This is a genomic window from Martinezella paranaensis (assembly GCF_014200235.1).
Taxonomy (GTDB): Bacteria; Pseudomonadota; Alphaproteobacteria; order Rhizobiales; family Rhizobiaceae; genus Rhizobium; species Rhizobium paranaense.
This window is the reverse complement of sequence record NZ_JACHBI010000014.1, coordinates 51697-69127: the sequence shown is the minus strand read 5'-3', so window position 1 is coordinate 69127 and position 17431 is coordinate 51697. Positions and strand designations below refer to the sequence as shown.

General features: G+C 59.9%; 20 protein-coding genes. 13 read left to right on the top strand and 7 right to left on the bottom strand.

Annotated elements, in window-relative coordinates; all coding sequences use genetic code 11:
* Positions 1-8 precede the first annotated feature (8 nt).
* The 5 genes from GGD50_RS26205 to deoA are packed head-to-tail and all read left to right on the top strand — an operon-like array spanning position 9 to position 4260.
* The gene (locus GGD50_RS26205; RefSeq protein WP_107106571.1) at positions 9-980 is read left to right on the top strand and encodes an ABC transporter permease; all 972 of its coding nucleotides are present in this window, start codon (positions 9-11) and stop codon (positions 978-980) included.
* A gap of 3 nt (positions 981-983) precedes the next feature.
* On the top strand, positions 984-1376 hold the full coding sequence (locus GGD50_RS26200; RefSeq protein WP_104821630.1) for a cytidine deaminase: 393 nt from the start codon (positions 984-986) through the stop codon (positions 1374-1376).
* Positions 1373-2179 (top strand): purine-nucleoside phosphorylase, encoded by an 807-nt coding sequence (locus GGD50_RS26195; protein WP_107106572.1) that lies wholly within the window; start codon positions 1373-1375, stop codon positions 2177-2179. Before GGD50_RS26200 ends, GGD50_RS26195 begins: the two co-directional genes overlap by 4 nt.
* Positions 2176-2949, top strand: a complete 774-nt coding sequence (gene deoC / locus GGD50_RS26190; RefSeq protein ID WP_107106573.1) for a deoxyribose-phosphate aldolase — start codon at positions 2176-2178, stop codon at positions 2947-2949. The genes GGD50_RS26195 and deoC overlap by 4 nt, the downstream gene beginning before the upstream one ends.
* 3 nt (positions 2950-2952) lie before the next feature.
* Positions 2953-4260 carry a thymidine phosphorylase gene (deoA, locus tag GGD50_RS26185; RefSeq protein WP_107106574.1) on the top strand — a complete coding sequence of 436 codons (1308 nt, stop codon included), beginning with the start codon at positions 2953-2955 and terminating at the stop codon, positions 4258-4260.
* A 7-nt stretch (positions 4261-4267) separates the two neighbouring features.
* On the opposite strand, the gene GGD50_RS26180 is transcribed toward deoA, so the two are convergent.
* The 7 genes from GGD50_RS26180 to GGD50_RS26150 all read right to left on the bottom strand — a co-directional run bounded on the left by GGD50_RS26180 (position 4268) and on the right by GGD50_RS26150 (position 9823).
* Positions 4268-4792 (bottom strand): TIGR02281 family clan AA aspartic protease, encoded by a 525-nt coding sequence (locus tag GGD50_RS26180; protein ID WP_107106624.1) that lies wholly within the window; start codon positions 4790-4792, stop codon positions 4268-4270.
* 149 nt (positions 4793-4941) lie between these two features.
* On the bottom strand, positions 4942-5571 hold the full coding sequence (upp, locus tag GGD50_RS26175; protein WP_028754397.1) for a uracil phosphoribosyltransferase: 630 nt from the start codon (positions 5569-5571) through the stop codon (positions 4942-4944).
* Positions 5572-5694: 123 nt separating this feature from the next.
* On the bottom strand, positions 5695-6663 hold the full coding sequence (locus tag GGD50_RS26170) for an adenosine deaminase (protein WP_107106575.1): 969 nt from the start codon (positions 6661-6663) through the stop codon (positions 5695-5697).
* On the bottom strand, positions 6660-7880 hold the full coding sequence (locus GGD50_RS26165; RefSeq protein WP_107106576.1) for a phosphopentomutase: 1221 nt from the start codon (positions 7878-7880) through the stop codon (positions 6660-6662). The genes GGD50_RS26170 and GGD50_RS26165 overlap by 4 nt, the downstream gene beginning before the upstream one ends.
* Before the next feature lie 135 nt (positions 7881-8015).
* Positions 8016-8594 (bottom strand): TadE/TadG family type IV pilus assembly protein, encoded by a 579-nt coding sequence (locus GGD50_RS26160; RefSeq protein ID WP_107106577.1) that lies wholly within the window; start codon positions 8592-8594, stop codon positions 8016-8018.
* A gap of 11 nt (positions 8595-8605) precedes the next feature.
* Positions 8606-9241 (bottom strand): TadE/TadG family type IV pilus assembly protein, encoded by a 636-nt coding sequence (locus GGD50_RS26155; protein WP_107106578.1) that lies wholly within the window; start codon positions 9239-9241, stop codon positions 8606-8608.
* A 159-nt stretch (positions 9242-9400) separates the two neighbouring features.
* Positions 9401-9823 (bottom strand): pilus assembly protein N-terminal domain-containing protein, encoded by a 423-nt coding sequence (locus GGD50_RS26150; protein ID WP_107106579.1) that lies wholly within the window; start codon positions 9821-9823, stop codon positions 9401-9403.
* Between the two features lie 408 nt (positions 9824-10231).
* Here GGD50_RS26150 and GGD50_RS26145 point away from each other — a divergent pair, with 408 nt between their 5' ends.
* The 8 genes from GGD50_RS26145 (at position 10232) to GGD50_RS26110 (ending at position 17421) form a co-directional block, all read left to right on the top strand.
* On the top strand, positions 10232-10414 hold the full coding sequence (locus GGD50_RS26145; RefSeq protein WP_107106580.1) for a Flp family type IVb pilin: 183 nt from the start codon (positions 10232-10234) through the stop codon (positions 10412-10414).
* Positions 10415-10500: 86 nt separating this feature from the next.
* Entirely contained in the window at positions 10501-10683 is a 183-nt protein-coding gene (locus GGD50_RS26140; RefSeq protein ID WP_107106581.1) for a Flp family type IVb pilin, read from the top strand.
* Between the two features lie 91 nt (positions 10684-10774).
* Positions 10775-11287 (top strand): A24 family peptidase, encoded by a 513-nt coding sequence (locus GGD50_RS26135; protein ID WP_107106582.1) that lies wholly within the window; start codon positions 10775-10777, stop codon positions 11285-11287.
* A gap of 163 nt (positions 11288-11450) precedes the next feature.
* Complete coding sequence (cpaB, locus tag GGD50_RS26130; RefSeq protein WP_107106583.1) at positions 11451-12263, top strand: Flp pilus assembly protein CpaB; 813 nt, start codon at positions 11451-11453, stop codon at positions 12261-12263.
* A 14-nt stretch (positions 12264-12277) separates the two neighbouring features.
* Entirely contained in the window at positions 12278-13777 is a 1500-nt protein-coding gene (locus tag GGD50_RS26125; RefSeq protein ID WP_107106584.1) for a type II and III secretion system protein family protein, read from the top strand.
* Positions 13778-13832: 55 nt separating this feature from the next.
* Positions 13833-14549 (top strand): CpaD family pilus assembly protein, encoded by a 717-nt coding sequence (locus GGD50_RS26120; protein WP_107106585.1) that lies wholly within the window; start codon positions 13833-13835, stop codon positions 14547-14549.
* 37 nt (positions 14550-14586) lie between these two features.
* Complete coding sequence (locus GGD50_RS26115; protein WP_107106586.1) at positions 14587-15858, top strand: CpaE/TadZ family protein; 1272 nt, start codon at positions 14587-14589, stop codon at positions 15856-15858.
* Positions 15859-15939: 81 nt separating this feature from the next.
* Entirely contained in the window at positions 15940-17421 is a 1482-nt protein-coding gene (locus GGD50_RS26110) for a TadA family conjugal transfer-associated ATPase (protein WP_107106587.1), read from the top strand.
* Positions 17422-17431: the final 10 nt, after the last annotated feature.

Genomic DNA, 17431 nt, shown 5'->3' with positions numbered 1-17431 from the left:
ATCGGACGATGGAATATTATGATCTCCTCATCAGCATACTTGGCTCGACCATCCGCCTGTCGATTCCGTTGATCTTCACGGCTCTTGCCGGCCTGTTTTCCGAGCGCGCCGGCATTTTCGACATCGGCCTCGAAGGCAAGATGCTGGCATCCGCCTTCGCCGCCGCCTGTGTCGCCTCCGTCTCCGGTTCGGCCTGGGCTGGTCTCGGCGCCGGCATTGTCATATCGGTCGCCTTTGGCCTGCTGCATGGCTTCGCCTCGATCACCAATCGCGGCAACCAGATCGTCTCCGGTGTTGCAATCAACTTCCTGACCGCCGGCCTGACCATCGTGCTTGGCCAGGCCTGGTTCGGCCAGGGCGGGCGCACGCCGACGCTGCCGGCCGAGGCGCGTTTCGCTTCGATCACGCTGCCGGGCGCCGCCGCCATTCATGACGTGCCCTTCATCGGGCCGCTCTATGCCAACGTCATCTCCGGCAACAATATCCTCACCTATCTCGCCTTCCTTGCTGTGCCGATTTCCTGGTGGATCCTCTATCGCACCCGTTTCGGCCTTCGCCTGCGCGCCGTCGGCGAAAATCCGGGCGCCGTCGATACGGCCGGCATCTCCGTCGAGTGGCTGCGCTATCGGTCGCTGATCGTCGCCGGCATTCTCTGCGGCTTCTCCGGCACCTATCTTGCCATTGCCCAATCGGCTGCCTTCATCAACAACATGTCGGCGGGCAAGGGCTATATCGCGCTCGCGGCGCTGATCTTCGCCAAATGGAAGCCGGTGCCGGTCATGTTCACCTGCCTGCTCTTCGGCTTTCTCGATGCTTTCGCCAATTTCATGCAGGGCAAGGCGGTGCCTGGCATCGGTGAAGTGCCGGTGCAGATTTTCCAGGCGTTGCCCTATATCTTGACCTGTATCCTGCTCGCAGGCTTCATCGGCGTCGCCAAACCGCCAAAGGCGGGCGGCGTGCCCTACACCAAGGAGCGCTGATCCATGTCGCATGATCTGTTCGAGGCCGCTCGCGGAGCGATGGCGTTTGCCCATGCCCCCTATTCGAAATTCCCTGTCGGCGCGGCGATCCGTGCCGAGGACGGCAAGGTCTACACCGGCGCCAATATCGAGAACCTGTCCTTTCCGCAGGGCTGGTGCGCCGAGCCGACCGCGATCAGCCATATGATCATGGCCGGCGCCAAGAAGATCGTCGAAATGGCCGTCATCGCCGAAAAGCTGCCGCTCTGCCCGCCCTGTGGCGGGTGCCGGCAGAAGATCGCCGAATTTGCCAGCAAGGAAACGCGCATCTATCTCTGCGACGAAACCGGGGTGAAGAAGACCATGACCATGGACGAGATGCTGCCCTTCAGCTTCGAAACCGAGATACTCGGATGACCGCCGCCGCCGACCTCTTGGCCGCAAAGCTCGGTGATCTTCAGCCGCGCTACGGCGTCGTCCTCGGCTCCGGCCTTGGTTCCCTGGTCGATCAGGTCAGGGATGCCGTGCGCATTCCCTATGCCGATCTTCCCGATTTCCCCGTCAGTGCCGTCTCTGGTCATGCCGGCACGCTGGTCGCCGGTTATCTCGGCGATGTGCCGGTCCTCATGCTGTCCGGCCGTGTGCATTATTATGAAAAGGGCGACGCCAACGCCATGCGCGTGCCGATCGAGACGCTGAAGGCTCTCGGCGTCGAGACACTGATCCTCACCAATTCGGCCGGATCGCTGCGCGAAGAAATGCCGCCGGGATCGGTGATGCAGATCACCGACCACATCAATTATTCCGGCATGAACCCGCTGATCGGCGAAGAAAGCGACAAGCGTTTCGTCGGCATGACCAATGCCTATGATACCGACCTGATCATGCGCATGCGCAAGGCGGCGGAAAAGGCCGAGATCAAGCTGTCGCATGGCGTCTATATGTGGTTCTCCGGCCCGAGCTTCGAAACCCCGGCGGAAATCCGCATGTCCCGCATTCTGGGCGCCGATGCCGTCGGCATGTCGACGGTGCCGGAAGTTATTCTTGCGCGTCTTTTCGGCCTGAGGGTTGCAGCGGCCTCCGTCATTACTAATTATGGGGCTGGCATGACCGGCGCCGAGCTCACGCATGAAGAGACGAAGGACATGGCCCCGGTCGGCGGCGCTCGCCTTGCCGCCATCTTAAAAGAAATGATTGCGGACGGAGGAAACGACCAATGACGAGCCATTCCCTCAGAGAAACGGCGGCCGTTGCGCTTTCCCTTCTCGATCTCACCAACCTTAAGGACGATTGCACGCCGGCGCAGATCGAGACGCTCTGTGCACGCGCTCAGTCGCCCTATGGCAACACCGCCGCTATCTGCATCTGGCCGCGTTTCGTCGCCCAGGCACGCGGCATTCTCGGAACCGACCATGCGGTGAGGATCGCGACCGTGGTGAATTTCCCGGCCGGCGATATGGAAGTGGCCGACGTCGCCGCCGAAGCGCGCGAGGCGATCGCCGATGGTGCCGATGAGATCGATCTCGTCATTCCCTATCGTGCACTGCTGGCCGGCAACGAGCAGGCCGTCACCGACATGGTTGCCGCAGTTAAGGCCGAATGCACGGGGCCGGTGCTACTGAAGACCATTCTCGAAACCGGCGAACTCAAGGACGTGGCGCTGATCCGCCGTGCTTCCGAACTGGCAATCGAGGCCGGCTCCGATTTCATCAAGACCTCCACCGGCAAGGTCACCGTCAACGCGACGCTGGAAGCCGCCGACATTATGCTGCGGGCGATCCGCCAGAGCGGCCGCAAGGTTGGTTTCAAGCCGGCCGGCGGCATCGGCTCCGTCGCCGATGCGGCTCTCTATCTGAGCCTTGCTGAGACCATCATGGCGCCGGATTGGGCCATGCCCTCGACGTTCCGTTTCGGCGCATCGAGCCTGCTCGACGATATCCTCAATGTGCTCGGCGGCGGGCAGTCCACCGCGGCGGCATCCGGCTACTGAGCGATGATTCCGCAGGAGATCATCCGGCGGAAGCGGGACGGCGGCACGCTTCACGTCAGCGATATCGACGCCTTCATTGCGGCCCTTGCCCGCGATGAGCTGGCCGAAAGCCAGATTGGTGCTTTCGCCATGGCCGTCTGGTACAGCGGCATGACGCGTGAGGAAACCGTGGCGCTGACGCTGGCCATGGCCCGCTCCGGCGATATGCTCTCCTGGTCCGGCATCGACAGGCCGATCGCCGACAAGCACTCGACGGGTGGCATCGGCGATAATGTGTCGCTGATGCTGGCGCCAATCGCCGCTGCCTGCGGCCTCGCCGTACCGATGATTTCCGGCCGCGGCCTCGGCCACACCGGCGGCACGCTGGATAAGCTGGAATCGATCCCAGGCTACGGCATCACCCCGCATGCGAGCCACTTCCGCAAGGTGGTGGACGAGGTGGGGTGCGCCATTATCGGCCAGACGGGAACCTTGGCGCCTGCCGACGGCAAGCTGTATGCCGTGCGCGATGTCACGTCCACGGTCGATTCCGTGCCGCTGATCACTGCTTCGATCCTGTCGAAAAAGCTGGCCGCCGGCCTCGAAACGCTGGTGCTGGACGTCAAGATCGGCAATGGCGCCTTCATGACCTCGCTGGAGGAGGCCGAGACGCTGGCCCGATCGCTAGTCGAGGTGGCGAATGGCGCCGGCGTCAAGACCTCGGCTTTGATCACCGACATGAATCAGCCGCTGGCAGATGCCGCCGGCAATGTCGTCGAACTCCGCAATTGCCTGGATTTCCTCAGGGGTGGTAAGGCGAACACGCGGCTGGAGACGGTCGTGCTGGCCTTCGCTGCCGAGATGCTGACGCAAGCCGGGATCGCAAAGACATTGCTCGAGGCGGAGGCAAAAGCGCATAAAGCACTCTCTTCCGGCAAGGCGGCCGAGCTTTTCGCTCGCATGGTCCAAGCCCTCGGCGGCCCTGCCGATCTGCTGGATCACCCGGACAAATATTTGACGGCCGCGCCGGTGCAGAAGCCTGTTCTTGCGTCTTCGGACGGTTGGCTTGTCGCCTGCGATGCCCGCGCCATCGGCATGAGCGTCATCGATCTCGGCGGTGGTCGCCGTCATCCACAGGACAAGATCGACCATCGCGTCGGCTTTAGCGATATCCTGCCGCTCGGAACAAAGGTCAGCAAAGGCGATCGCATCGCAACCGTTCATGCTGCCGACGAGACGAGCGCTGAAAAAGCCGTAGCCGATCTCAGCGCAAACTATCGGATCGGCGACGCCGCACCTGTTCTGCCGCCGGTGATCGTTGCGCGGATTTAACCGGCAATTATTGCGTCAAACGCAGTGAGCCGTTTTCGGCACTATAGGAATTGAGCTTTTTCAGAAAGCTCATGCCGATCAATGTCGTGCTCAATGCGCTGTCTTTCGCAACCACGGCGTCGACATCGCGGACCTTGATCGTGCCGATCTCGAGACGGTCGAGTTTGACGAGAGCCACCTTGGACGGGCCGTTGGCCGTCTGCGTGGTGTAGCGATAATCGAGATCGCTGCCGCTGATGCCGAGCCGGCGGGCCGTGCTCTCATTGATCGCCACATAGGTTGCGCCCGTATCGATCATGCCATGCACCGGCCGGCCATTGACTTTGAAGTCGCCCTCGTAGTGACCACCGGCGCCTGCGGGCAACAACACGCTCCCATATGCCGCCGGCGTCGCGGCAGGCTGCTGCGGCACGGCAACCTTGACTGCGGGCGCCGAGCTTTCGTTGCTTGCCGTTTGCGTGCCGAGCAACGCGGGAACCTGCGTAGCCGCAGCGGCAATGATACCGGCAAACACAAGAACGCGAACGAGCATCGGCGAGATCCTTCCCATGGGCTTCGCCATGTCGAGCCCATCGATCCAGCCAGTTTAAGACTGCTTCGCTGACAGGCCGCTAAACAGATCAATAAAAAGCCCGGCAGTTGGGGGCTGCCAGGCAAAAAAAGCAGATATGACGGCGGGATTTACTTCGTGCCGTACATCCGGTCGCCGGCGTCGCCGAGGCCGGGAACGATATAGCCCTTTTCATTCAAATGGCTGTCGATCGCCGCCGTGAAGACGGGGACGTCCGGATGCGCCTTGCAGAAATTGGCGATGCCTTCCGGGGCGGCGAGCAGGCAGAGGAAGCGGATATTATGGGCGCCGCGCTCCTTCAGCTTGTCGATCGCGGCGATCGAGGAATTGCCGGTTGCCAGCATCGGGTCGACGACGATGATCAGGCGCTCGGATATGTCGTCCGGTGCTTTGAAGTAATATTCGACCGGCTGCAGCGTCTCATGATCGCGATAGACGCCGATATGCGAGACGCGGGCCGAGGGCACGAGGTCGAGCATGCCTTCCAGCAGGCCGTTGCCGGCGCGCAGGATCGAGGCGAAGACCAGCTTCTTGCCTTCCAGGATCGGCGCGTCCATCGGCTGCAACGGCGTCTCGATGGTCTCGATCGTCAGTTCGAGGTCGCGCGTCACTTCGTAGCAAAGCAGCGTCGAAATCTCGCGCAGAAGCCGGCGAAAGCTTCCCGTCGACGTCTCCTTCTTACGCATGATGGTCAATTTATGCTGCACGAGCGGGTGATCGATGACAGTGACGCCGTCCATGGTTTCAGCCTTCCAATAATTCCGTGATATCGGATGTTTCTTTCACGGAAATCGCCTCTTGTGCAAGAAAATAGGCCGCATTTTGGAACGTCATCCCCAGTCGGCGACCTAAAAATAATGCGGTCATAATCTGGCGAGCAGGGATGCCCGCGTGGCGTCGTCCACAAATGCCGCCTCGACCGCAGTGCGGGTCATGGCATTGATCTCGTCATCGCTGAAGCCGAAGGACGTGGATGCCAGCTCGTATTCGCGTTTCAGCGAGGTGTGGAAGAAGGGTGGATCGTCGGAATTGATGGTGACGCGCACGCCCGCGTCGCGCAGCTTGCGCAGCGGATGCGACGGGAAATCCGGAAAGACATTCAACGCCACATTCGAGCCGGGGCAGACTTCCAGCACCGTGCCGAGATCGGCGAGACGCTTGACGAGGTCGGCATCCTCGATGGCGCGCACGCCATGGCCGATGCGCGATGGGCGGACCAGCTCGACCGCATCGGCGACGCTGAAGGCGCCGCAGACTTCGCCGGCATGGATGGTGAGGCCGAGGCCGGCTTCGCGGGCAATGTCGAAGGCACGCGCGTAATCGGCAACGCGGCCCATGCGCTCCTCACCCGCCATATTGAAGCCTGTAATCAGCGGGTTGTCGCTTCCGGCGGCATATTCGGCGGCCTTGATGACGCGCTCCGGCCCGAAATGGCGTTCGCCGGTAACGAGCAGCCGGGCGACGATGCCGCTCTTTTCTTGTGCCGCACGAATGCCGGCCGAGACGCCGGCCATATAGGCATCCGCGCCAAGGCCGATACGGTCGCCATGGTCCGGCGAGACGATCAGCTCGCTATAGATCGTGCCGATGCCCGCAAGCTCTTCGAGATAGGTCTCAGTCAGCAGCGCGTAATCTTCCTCGGTACGATAGACCTCGGAGACCTTGTCGTAGCAGACGAGGAATTCGGTGAAATCTTTCCAGAGGTAGATACCGTCACGCATGAAGGCGCTGGTGTCGACGTTGTATTTCCGTGCCTGCGCGAGCGTCAGCGCCGGAGGAGCAGCACCTTCCAGATGGCAGTGCAGCTCGACCTTCTTCAAATGCGATGTCACAGAAAACTCCTTCCATGCGGCCCTGCCGCTATTCCCAAATGGCGTGCAACGGTTTCGCCGATATCGGCATAGGTCTGGCGGACGCCGATCGAGCGCGAGCGAACGCCCGGTCCATAGGCGATCACAGGCACGCGCTCGCGCGTGTGGTCGGTGCCGCGCCAGGTCGGGTCGCAGCCGTGATCGGCGGTCAGGATGACGAGATCGCCGGGCTTCAGCTTCTCGTGCACCTCCGGCAGCCTTGCATCGAAGGCTTCAAGCGCGGCCGCATAGCCGGCCACATCGCGGCGATGACCATAAACCATGTCGAAATCGACGAAATTCGTAAAGACGAGATCGCCATCGGCTGCCTCGTCCATGGTTCTGAGCGTCGCATCCATCAGCTTCATGTTGCCGTTGGCCTTGATAACCTTGGAGATGCCCTGATGGGCAAAGATATCGCCGATCTTGCCGACCGCATGCACGGTGCGTTCGGCTTGGACCAGACGGTCGAGCAGGGTCGGTTCTGGCGGCAGCACGGAGAAATCGCGGCGATTGCCGGTGCGTTCGAATGTCGCCTGCGTCTCGCCGATGAACGGCCGGGCGATCACGCGGCCGATATTGTAGGGATCAAGTAGGGTGCGGACGATCTGGCAGAGAGAGATCAACCGTTCCAGGCCGAAATGACGTTCATGTGCGGCAATCTGGAAGACGGAGTCTGATGAGGTGTAGCAGATCGGCTTGCCGCTGCGGATATGTTCCTCGCCATATTTGGCGATGATCTCGGTGCCGGATGCGTGGCAGTTGCCGAGAATGCCGGGGAGATCGGCCGCCTCGCAGATGGCCGCGACCAGCTCCGGCGGAAACGCGTCGCCCTCGGTGGAAAAATAACCCCAGTCGAACATGACGGGCGTGCCGGCGATTTCCCAATGACCGGACGGCGTATCCTTACCGCGCGACACCTCATTGGCGCAGCCGTAGAGACCATAGAGCTTCTCCGGCCGTGGCATGCCGTCCGGATAGCGGCCTGTCGCCGCCTTGGCGATCTCCAGCAAGCCGAGGCCTGACATGTTCGGCAGCGACAAGGGGCCGGAACGCAGGCCCTCGCGGTCTGCGGCGCCAGCCGCGCAGAATTCGGCGATATGGCCGAGCGTATCGGCACCCTCATCGCCATAGGCGGCCGCATCCGGGCTGCCGCCGACACCAAAGGAATCAAGAACGAAGAGAAAGGCGCGCGCCATGGTCCACCCGATAGGATTGCTCAATGCGCGACGTCCAGCGTCAAGCGCATTGGACGTCACCCATATAACGGCGACGTCAACTTGGCAATTTCCAGTTCATCTGGAGAATATAGCAGGGATTCACAACGATACTGTTCAACAATCGCTGCAGGTGACCGAAGTGTCGGTGCGTGGGCGATAGAAATACTCGCGGCTGATGGTGATCTGGCTGCTGCCGGCGGGCAGGAAATCCGAGCCGAAGCTGATGAGCTGATAGGGAATGGCGAGTTCGGTGCGCACCAGAAACGTGCTTGGCAGATCGATATCGCTGGGAACGGTGACGGCGCTGCCGGTCGAATAGGGCTTGCTGCCGTCCTGCGCCCAAGACCAGGCAACGGTGGCGTTGCCGCTTGCATCGAGCTGAATACCGGTGATCTTCAGTGTCAGGCCGGTCGCGTCGTAGGGCGTGAAAATAGCGCTGGCAACCGAAGGCATAGTGGCGAGCACTGTCTTGCTGACGCTGGATTGCTGCGTCACGATATCGGCGATCGATCCGGCCGACCGGCTGGCGCGCTTTTCGACGCTGAGCGCTATGGTGAGCTCGAAGGCGCCAAGATAAAGCATCAGCAGCACGGGGAAGAGAATGGCGAATTCGATCGCGCCGACGCCCTTCTCGTCGCGAACAAAGCGCCGCAGGGGAGCGCAAAGCTTAGCTCTCAGCTCTTTTAGACCCATCGCAACCTTCCTCACGGATAATTCTCGTTTTGGAAGGCCGCCGTCGCGACGATGAGATAGGTCGTCGGCATCGAACCGTCGGATGGCCGAATAGTGGTGAGATAGGGCCGCAGCAGGTCGGTCATCACCTGCCAGCGATAGTAGGCACGCACCATGTTCTTCGACTGGGCGCCGCCGGGTGCAAAACTGAAGCCCGTCGTCTTCAGATCAGAATAGGGGTCTGACGACATGCGCGGCACGGTTGTCGGCATAGCGGCGAAGGTCGCGTAGCTTTCGACGTCGAGATAGAGATTGGTCGGCGTCGCCAACTCGGCCGCCGAACAGACGATGATCACAGAGATCTCGTTGCAGAAGGCCTGGCGGAACTGCGCCGCGGTCATATCGGTCGTCGCGTTGTGATTATAGGTGATTTGCCCGGTTCTGAGTTCGCGCGACACCGTGTCGACGGCGTTGGAAACAACTTGTTCGGCGGTGAAGGCGACGAAGGTTTCCAGAATTGCGAAGATGATCAGGAAATAGGGGATCGCCAGCAGCGCGAATTCGATGGCGGCAGTGCCGTCGCGAGAGCACACCAATTCGCGCACGCGTCCACCTGCACGGCGCCGTGCAAAAGTCTTGCCCCCAAGAATATCGTCATCTGGCATCATACCGGAATCCGTGGCGATTTAATTGGGGCTAAGCTAGAGCTGGTTTCTTGATAATCCGTTTCGCATCTCTCTTCATATTGAAGGGATGCTTGATTTATTTAAGAAAGCCGAGCTTTGTTTAAGTATAACTGAATGTAAGTGAGTCCGAAGGCATCGCCGCTATTGGCTGGTGGATGCGGCGGCTGCAGTGCTGTTCTGTTGGGCATGCTGTTCGCAATTGGGTGTGCAGGACAGCACCGAGCGGTCGGTCTGGCGGTAGACGCGGACCGTATTGCCCTCGTCGATCGAGACAAGGACACGTTCGTCGACGATGGCATTGCCGTCGGAATCGAGCAGGACGATGTTCGTCGTGCCGAAACTGCGGCCGGTCAGCACGATGGTCTTTGGATCGGCGACAGTGGCGTCTGCAACTTGCGAGTTGCCGACAATGACCTTGCTGACAGGACGATCGAGCTTCAAGACGCGCGCATGGTCCATATAGACTCGCAGCATGCCGTTATCCGCAGCCTGGGAAAACTGCGGCACTAGGCCCACTGTTGCGGCGACGCAGGCAAAGAATGCTATTTTGCCGCGGGTTGGCATGGTCTCTGGGCCTCGTAAAGCTGATGGCGAAAATGATTGCCAAATAGAATGAGAAAGATTGGTGAATGAACAATTAAGAGAAGGGCTTTTCGTTCAATTCCGATGCAGCGGCATCTCGGCCTCTCCCATTTTGGGATTTCCCTACGGGAGTTGTAATATATCGGAACAATTCGTATGCCATCCTAATATACAAGCTCCTAATCATTGCCGGGAGGCTGAAGATTTTCTTTAAAAATGCGCGGAAAGACATGAATTGACGTTAACTAGTCTATTTGGGTTTTAGTTTTTCCGATCTGTTAACCCACTTCCTTAAAGCGATGGAAACGGCCAATCGCTAGCGTGTAGCTCATCCGATCAACGGCAAACAGTTGGCGGACGTGCTGTCAACAAAGTGAGTGGAGTTTACCTATGACCAAGCTTTTTTCGCGTTTCCTGAAAGACGAATCCGGTGCGACCGCAATTGAATACGGCCTGATCGCAGCGCTGATCTCCGTCGCCATCATCGCTGGCGCAACGACCCTGGGCAACACGCTCAGCACCGTGTTCAATAATATTTCCACCAAAATGAACGCCGCTTCTACCGCACACTAATTGATTGCGGCGCCTCGGCGGCATGTTTGGATCGAAAACGGCACAGTTGGCTGGCGTGCTGCCAACTAAGTGAGCGGAGCTACCTTATGACCAAGCTTTTTTCGCGTTTCCTGAAAGACGAATCCGGTGCGACCGCAATTGAATACGGCCTCATCGCAGCGTTGATCTCCGTCGCCATCATTGCCGGTGCAACGACCCTGGGCAACACGCTCAGCACCACGTTCAATGGCATTTCCGACAAGATGAACAACGCTTCCACTGCGCATTAATCGTGCGGAAGTATAGTGATGTAAGATATTCGAAAACCGCTCCATATCGTGAGCGGTTTTTGACTTTTATAGGTTAAGCTGGGGACATCCGATGCTTGAAGCTGCAACATTGCTGATCTTCCCGCTCTGCCTTGCGGTCGCGGCCTTTTCCGACCTGTTTACGATGACGATACCAAATCGGGTGTCACTCATCCTGCTCGGCTCATTTATCGTGCTTGCGCCCTTGCTCGGCCTGGCATGGGCTGACATCGGCATGCATTTCGCCGGCGGGGCCATTGTGTTTTGTGTCTGCTTTGCGCTCTTTGCGTTGAACGTCATGGGCGGTGGCGATGCCAAGCTGCTGGCGGCATCGGCGCTCTGGTTCGGCTTCGATCCGTCGCTTCTTTCTTTCCTTGTCTATGTCGCCTTCCTCGGAGGCATGGTGACGATAGCCATTCTGGTGATACGCTCGCATTCGAGTTCTATCATGGCCATAGGCCTGCCGCTGCCGAACTCGCTGCTGGTAGCCAAAAAGATCCCTTATGGTATTGCCATCGCCATTGGCGGCTTCCTGGCTTTTCCCTCGTCGCCTATGGTCGCGGCAGCATCTTCGCACATTATCTAAATTAGATAATTCTAAGTGTTAACGGCGTATTGCCAATTTTATATTTTAGATCACTTTAATAGTTATTATTAAATAACTGTAAATGTAATATACCATTAACCATAATTACACCAATTCCTGAGCATTCTGCGGGGCGAAGAGTCGTATTCCCTAAGGAATGATCATGAAACCCGCTCGCTTAATGATACTCGCGGTAGCAGTTGTCGCGGCAGGCCTTGCCGGACTGCTGGCGATGCATCTGGCCGGCTCACGTAATGTCGTGCCGCAGATCGAAGCGGTGGTAGAGAAGGAAGCGACGGTCAATGTGCTCGTCGCCGAAGCCAATCTTCCGGTCGGCGCGCGCCTGAATGAGAAGTCGATCCACTGGATGGCCTGGCCGCAGGGCGGCGTCGTCAAAGGTTTCATCACAGAAACCGAACGTCCCGATGCACTGAAGGACCTCAGCGGTGCAGTCGTCCGTCTGCCGATCTTTGAAGGCGAACCGATTCGCGACGAGAAGGTCGCCGATTCCAATAGCCACATTCTGTCCTCGCTGCTGCCGTCGGGGAAACGTGCGGTTGCCACCGAAATTTCCGTCGCCACCGGCGCTGGCGGCTTCATTCTCCCCAATGACCGGGTCGACGTGATCATGGTGCGCAAGGGCGATACCCAGAAATTCGTCACCGAGACGGTGCTCAGCAATGTCCGCGTGCTCGCCATAGATCAGCAGGTCGAGGAAAAGCAGGATGGCACCAAGGCCGTGGTCGGCACGACCGCAACGCTTGAGCTGACGCCGGATCAATCCAAGGTGCTTGCGGTTGCTCAGCAGTTGGCCGACCGGCTGACGCTGGCGTTGCGCTCCGTTGCCGATGCCCAGCAGCCGGATACGGTCGCCGCCGATTACTTGCTGACCGGAGATAACGGCGCTGCCGTCGTTCAGGTCATCAAATCAGGCTCGATCGTCACCAACGGCACAGCCGCAGCCAAGACGCCATGAGAAGGGGCGGGATCATGTTCAAGACCAGTAAATCGATCGGCCTCCTCTCGCTTGCGGCTCTCTCCTTTTCTGTCGCTTTCGGCGGCCTGCCTTTCACAGAGGCGCCGGCCTTCCTGCGCATGGCGACGGCCAAGGCCGACGGTTCCGATAGCATCGTCACCATCGCCGGCCTCGGCACCAAGCGCACCCTGAAGCTCGGCCTCAACAAGGCGCTGGTGGTCGACCTGCCGGCGGACGCCCACGATATTCTCGTCTCCGATCCGAAGATGGCCGATGCGGTCACGCGTACCTCGCGTCGCATCTATCTCTTCGGCAAGACGGTCGGCCAGACCAATATTTTCGTCTTCGGCCCCGATGGGAAGGAGATCGTCAGCCTCGACCTCCAGATCGAGCGCGACATTTCCAGTCTTCAGGCCAATATCAAGCGCTTCATTCCGGACTCCGACATCAACGTCGAGATCGTCTCTGATAACATCGTCATGACTGGCACAGTTCGTACGCCGCAGGATTCGTCGCGCGCCGAACAGCTCGCCGAAGCCTTCCTCAAGGGCGGTGAGGCGACGACCCGTAACGAAACCGCAAGCGCTAGCGGCGGCGACAATTCCGTCGCGCTTTTTGCCGAAGCACGCCAGACGTCGCAGATCGTCAACCTTCTGCAGATCGAGGGCGAGGATCAAGTGACGCTGAAGGTCACTGTTGCCGAAATCAAGCGCAGCGTGCTGAAGCAAATCGGCTTCGACAATCTCGTCAGTAATTCCTCCGGCCTGACCGTCGCTCAACTCGGTAGTGTCAGCAGTGATGCGGCCACGGCCACGGCCGGTGGTGGTATCGCAGCCCTTTTCAAGAGTGCGATCGGCAAATACAATATCAGCAGCTATCTCACTGCCATGGAGCAGGCCGGCGCGGTACGCACATTGGCGGAACCGACGTTGACGGCAATCTCCGGGCAGGCCGCGACCTTCAATTCCGGTGGTCAGCAGCTTTACTCCACGACCAACAGCGACGGCACTGTAACGATCACGCCCTATACCTACGGCGTAAGCTTGGCCTTCACGCCGGTGGTTCTCTCGGCGGGACGCATCAGCTTGCATATCCAGACTCAGGTGTCGAATCCGGTCGGCACGGCGGGAACCGCGACGTATAACCAGCGTGCGGCCGATACCTCGGTCGAGTTGCCCTCCGGCGGTTCCATTGCGCTGGCCGGCCTTCTCAGTGATAGCGTTCAGCAAACCACGAACGGCACCCCCGGTGCCTCTAAGATCCCGATCCTCGGCGCACTCTTCCGCCAAAAAAGTTTTGAACGCGACGAAAGCGAACTTGTGATCATCGCGACGCCTTATCTGGTGCGGCCGGTAGCGCGTCCTCAACTCGCTCGTCCCGACGACAATTTCTCACCGAGCAACGATGTCGCCGCCTTCTTCATGAACCGTGTCAACAAGATCTACGGGCACAGGGATGGGCCGCCGGTTGCGGATGCCGATTTCCACGGCACCGTCGGCTTTATCTACAAGTGAGGGGAGACGGACAATGACGCACCCCTCTTCAACCGGAACAACGAGAGACCGAAAAATGGCCAGCCTCGATCGCAATGCGCCCCGCATCACCAAGCCGCGATTTGCAGCCCTGGCCCTGATCATGATGGCTGCCGCCGTCAGCGGATGTGCCGGTTCGCCGGATGGTATGACGACCAGTGCGATTTCCGACGACTATCGTCAGCGTCATCCTATCGTGCTGACCGAAAAGGAGCATCACGTCGACATTCCTGTCGTTGCGGGTGATCGCCGTATCACGACCGGCGCCCGCGACACGGTTCGCGGTTTCGTGCAGGATTATAGAGCTCATGCTTCCGGCACTATCGAAGTCCTGGCGCCCAGCGGTTCGGCCAATTCGCCTGGGGTTTCTGCGTTCCGCCGGCAGATCCGGCAGGAGCTTGTCGCAAGCGGCATTCCGTCGGCGCGCATCGTCGACAGTTATTACCAAACCAGCGGCCCGGGCGATGCAGCCCCGATCAGGCTCCGCTTCTTGGCAACGACGGCGACCACCAATGCCTGTGGCCAGTGGCCGGAAGATCTGTCCGCCAATGCCTTCGACAATCAGAACTACTACAATTTCGGCTGCGCCACTCAAAACAACCTCGCAGCACAGGTCGCCAATCCGACCGACCTCATCGCGCCGCGCGCCATGACGCCGATCGATGCCGACCAGCGCAGCAAGGTGATCGACAGCTACCGCAGCGGCACTACCCCAACGAGCACGGCTACGATCGGCGGCTTTAGCGGTTCCTGAGCATGAGGATAACTGGCCGGCGGAACAGGATAGAATCATGAGCGCTATCAATTACGATATCAGAAAGACCGAGGTGGAGGCCGAAGATGCGCCCCGCGCGGGCGATCTCGAAAACATGCGGCCATTGCCGCGCATCTCCGTGCACGCCTTTTGCGAAAGCGAGCAGATGCAGCAGGTGATGGACCGATGCGCCAATGACCGGCGCATGTCCAAGGTCAGCCTCAGGATCACCAGCGGCAGCACGGCGGCGGCGGCAAACATGTTCGCCTCGACACCGACGCCCAATCTGATCATCCTGGAAACCCGGGCCAATCCGAGTAATCTGCTGGCAGAGCTCGCGCCGCTTGCTGCCGTCTGCGATCCCAGCACAAAGGTGGTGATCGTCGGCTATCACAATGATATCGGCCTTTATCGCGAACTTATCCGCAACGGTATTTCCGAATATATGGTCCAGCCGGTTGCCATGGTCGATGTCATGGCGGCGATGACGGCCATCTTCGTCGATCCCGATGCCGAACCGATTGGCCGCAGCGTTGCCTTCATCGGCGCCAAGGGTGGGGTAGGGGCGTCCACCATCGCGCATAATTGCGCTTTCGGCATCTCCAGCCTGTTTTCGACCGAGACCATTCTCGCCGATCTCGACCTGCCGTACGGCACTGCCAATATCGATTTCGACCAGGATCCGGCCCAAGGCATCGCAGAAGCTGTCTATGCGCCGGAGCGTCTCGACGAGGTTTTCCTCGATCGTCTTTTGACCAAATGTTCGCAGCACCTGTCGTTGCTCGCTGCTCCCTCCATGCTCGACCGCGCCTATGATTTCGACGGGCAGGCATTTTTGCCCGTGCTCGACGTCCTGCAGCGCAGCGCGCCGGTGAGTGTGCTCGACCTGCCGCATCTCTGGACGGAATGGACCCGCTCTGTGCTGTCGGCCGTCGACGAAGTCGTGATTTGCGCGGCTCCCGACCTTGCCAATCTGCGCAACGCCAAGAACATGCTGGATGCGCTGCGGAAGCTCCGCCCCAATGACAAGGCACCGCATCTCATCCTCAATCAGGTCGGCATGCCGAAGCGTCCGGAAATCGGTCCCTCCGAGTTCTGCGAGCCGCTGGAGACCGATCCGATCGCCATCATTCCCTTCGATATCAATCTGTTCGGCAACGCCGCCAACAGCGGCCGCATGATTTCGGAGACCGACCCGAGATCACCGGTCGCCGAGACCTTCTCGCAGATATCGCACATCGTTACCGGGCGCGTTGCGCTGAAGAAGACGAAGAAGGGCGGCCTGCTCGGCCTCCTGAAGCGGAAGTAATCGTTTGATGTCGCATGATCTTGTTCGAAGGCCGGTTCGGATTTTTGAGATCATGCTCTAGCGTAGAATTGGATCGACGGCATGTTTGGCAGACGCGGAAATGAAGGTCCTGCAAAAAGCGGCGGCGTAACGCCCCCGCCGTCGCCGCCGCGTGCACCGTCCGCGGCTGCGCCTGCGGCATCGACCGTGCTGGTAGAGCCGGCGCGCGAGGGGTCGCAACAACGCCAGCAAGTGGCGCCGCCTTCGATGCAGACGCCGACCCGCCGCCGGCCGGCGCGCACCGAAGAATATTACGATACCAAGTCGCAGGTCTTTTCCGCGCTGATCGATACGATCGACCTGTCGCAGCTCGCCAAGCTCGATGCCGAGGCAGCGCGCGAGGAAATCCGCGACATCGTCAATGACATCATCACCATCAAGAATTTCGCGATGTCGATTTCCGAGCAGGAGGAACTGCTCGATGACATCTGCAACGACGTGCTCGGTTACGGTCCGCTCGAGCCGCTGCTTGCCCGCGACGATATCGCCGACATCATGGTCAATGGCGCAGGCCAGACATTCATCGAAGTCGGCGGCAAGACGGTGGAATCGGAAATCCGCTTCCGAGACAATGCCCAGCTCCTTTCCATCTGCCAGCGCATCGTCAGCCAGGTCGGCCGCCGCGTCGACGAATCCAGCCCGATCTGCGACGCCCGCTTGCCGGACGGATCGCGCGTCAACGTCATCGCCCCGCCGCTGTCGATCGACGGCCCGGCGCTCACCATTCGTAAATTCAAGAAGGACAAGCTGACGCTCGACCAGCTCGTCCGCTTCGGCGCCATCACGCCGGAGGGCGCTACGCTGCTGCAGATCATCGGCCGCGTTCGTTGCAATGTCGTCATTTCCGGCGGTACGGGTTCGGGCAAGACGACGCTTTTGAACTGCCTCACCAACTACATCGATCGCGACGAGCGCGTCATCACCTGCGAAGACACGGCCGAATTGCAACTGCAGCAGCCGCATGTCGTCCGCCTCGAAACGCGCCCGCCAAACATCGAAGGCGAGGGCGAGATCACCATGCGCGATCTCGTCAAGAACTGCCTGCGTATGCGCCCTGAACGCATCATCGTCGGCGAAGTGCGCGGACCGGAAGTCTTCGACCTGTTGCAGGCGATGAATACCGGCCATGACGGTTCGATGGGCACGATCCACGCCAACACGCCGCGCGAGTGCCTGAGCCGTATGGAATCGATGATCGCCATGGGCGGCTTCAGCCTGCCGGCAAAGACGGTGCGCGAGATCATCTCAACTTCCGTCGACGTCGTCATCCAGGCTGCCCGCCTGCGCGACGGTTCGCGCCGCATTACCCAGATCACCGAGGTGATGGGCATGGAAGGCGATGTGATTATCACGCAGGATCTGATGCGGTACGAAATCGAAGGCGAAGATGCGAGCGGCCGCATCATCGGACGGCATATGTCGACCGGCATCGGCAAGCCGAATTTCTGGGACCGCGCCCGCTATTACAACGAGGAAAAGCGCCTGGCGACTGCCCTCGACGAAATGGAAAACAAGTCGAAATAGGACTTTCCCG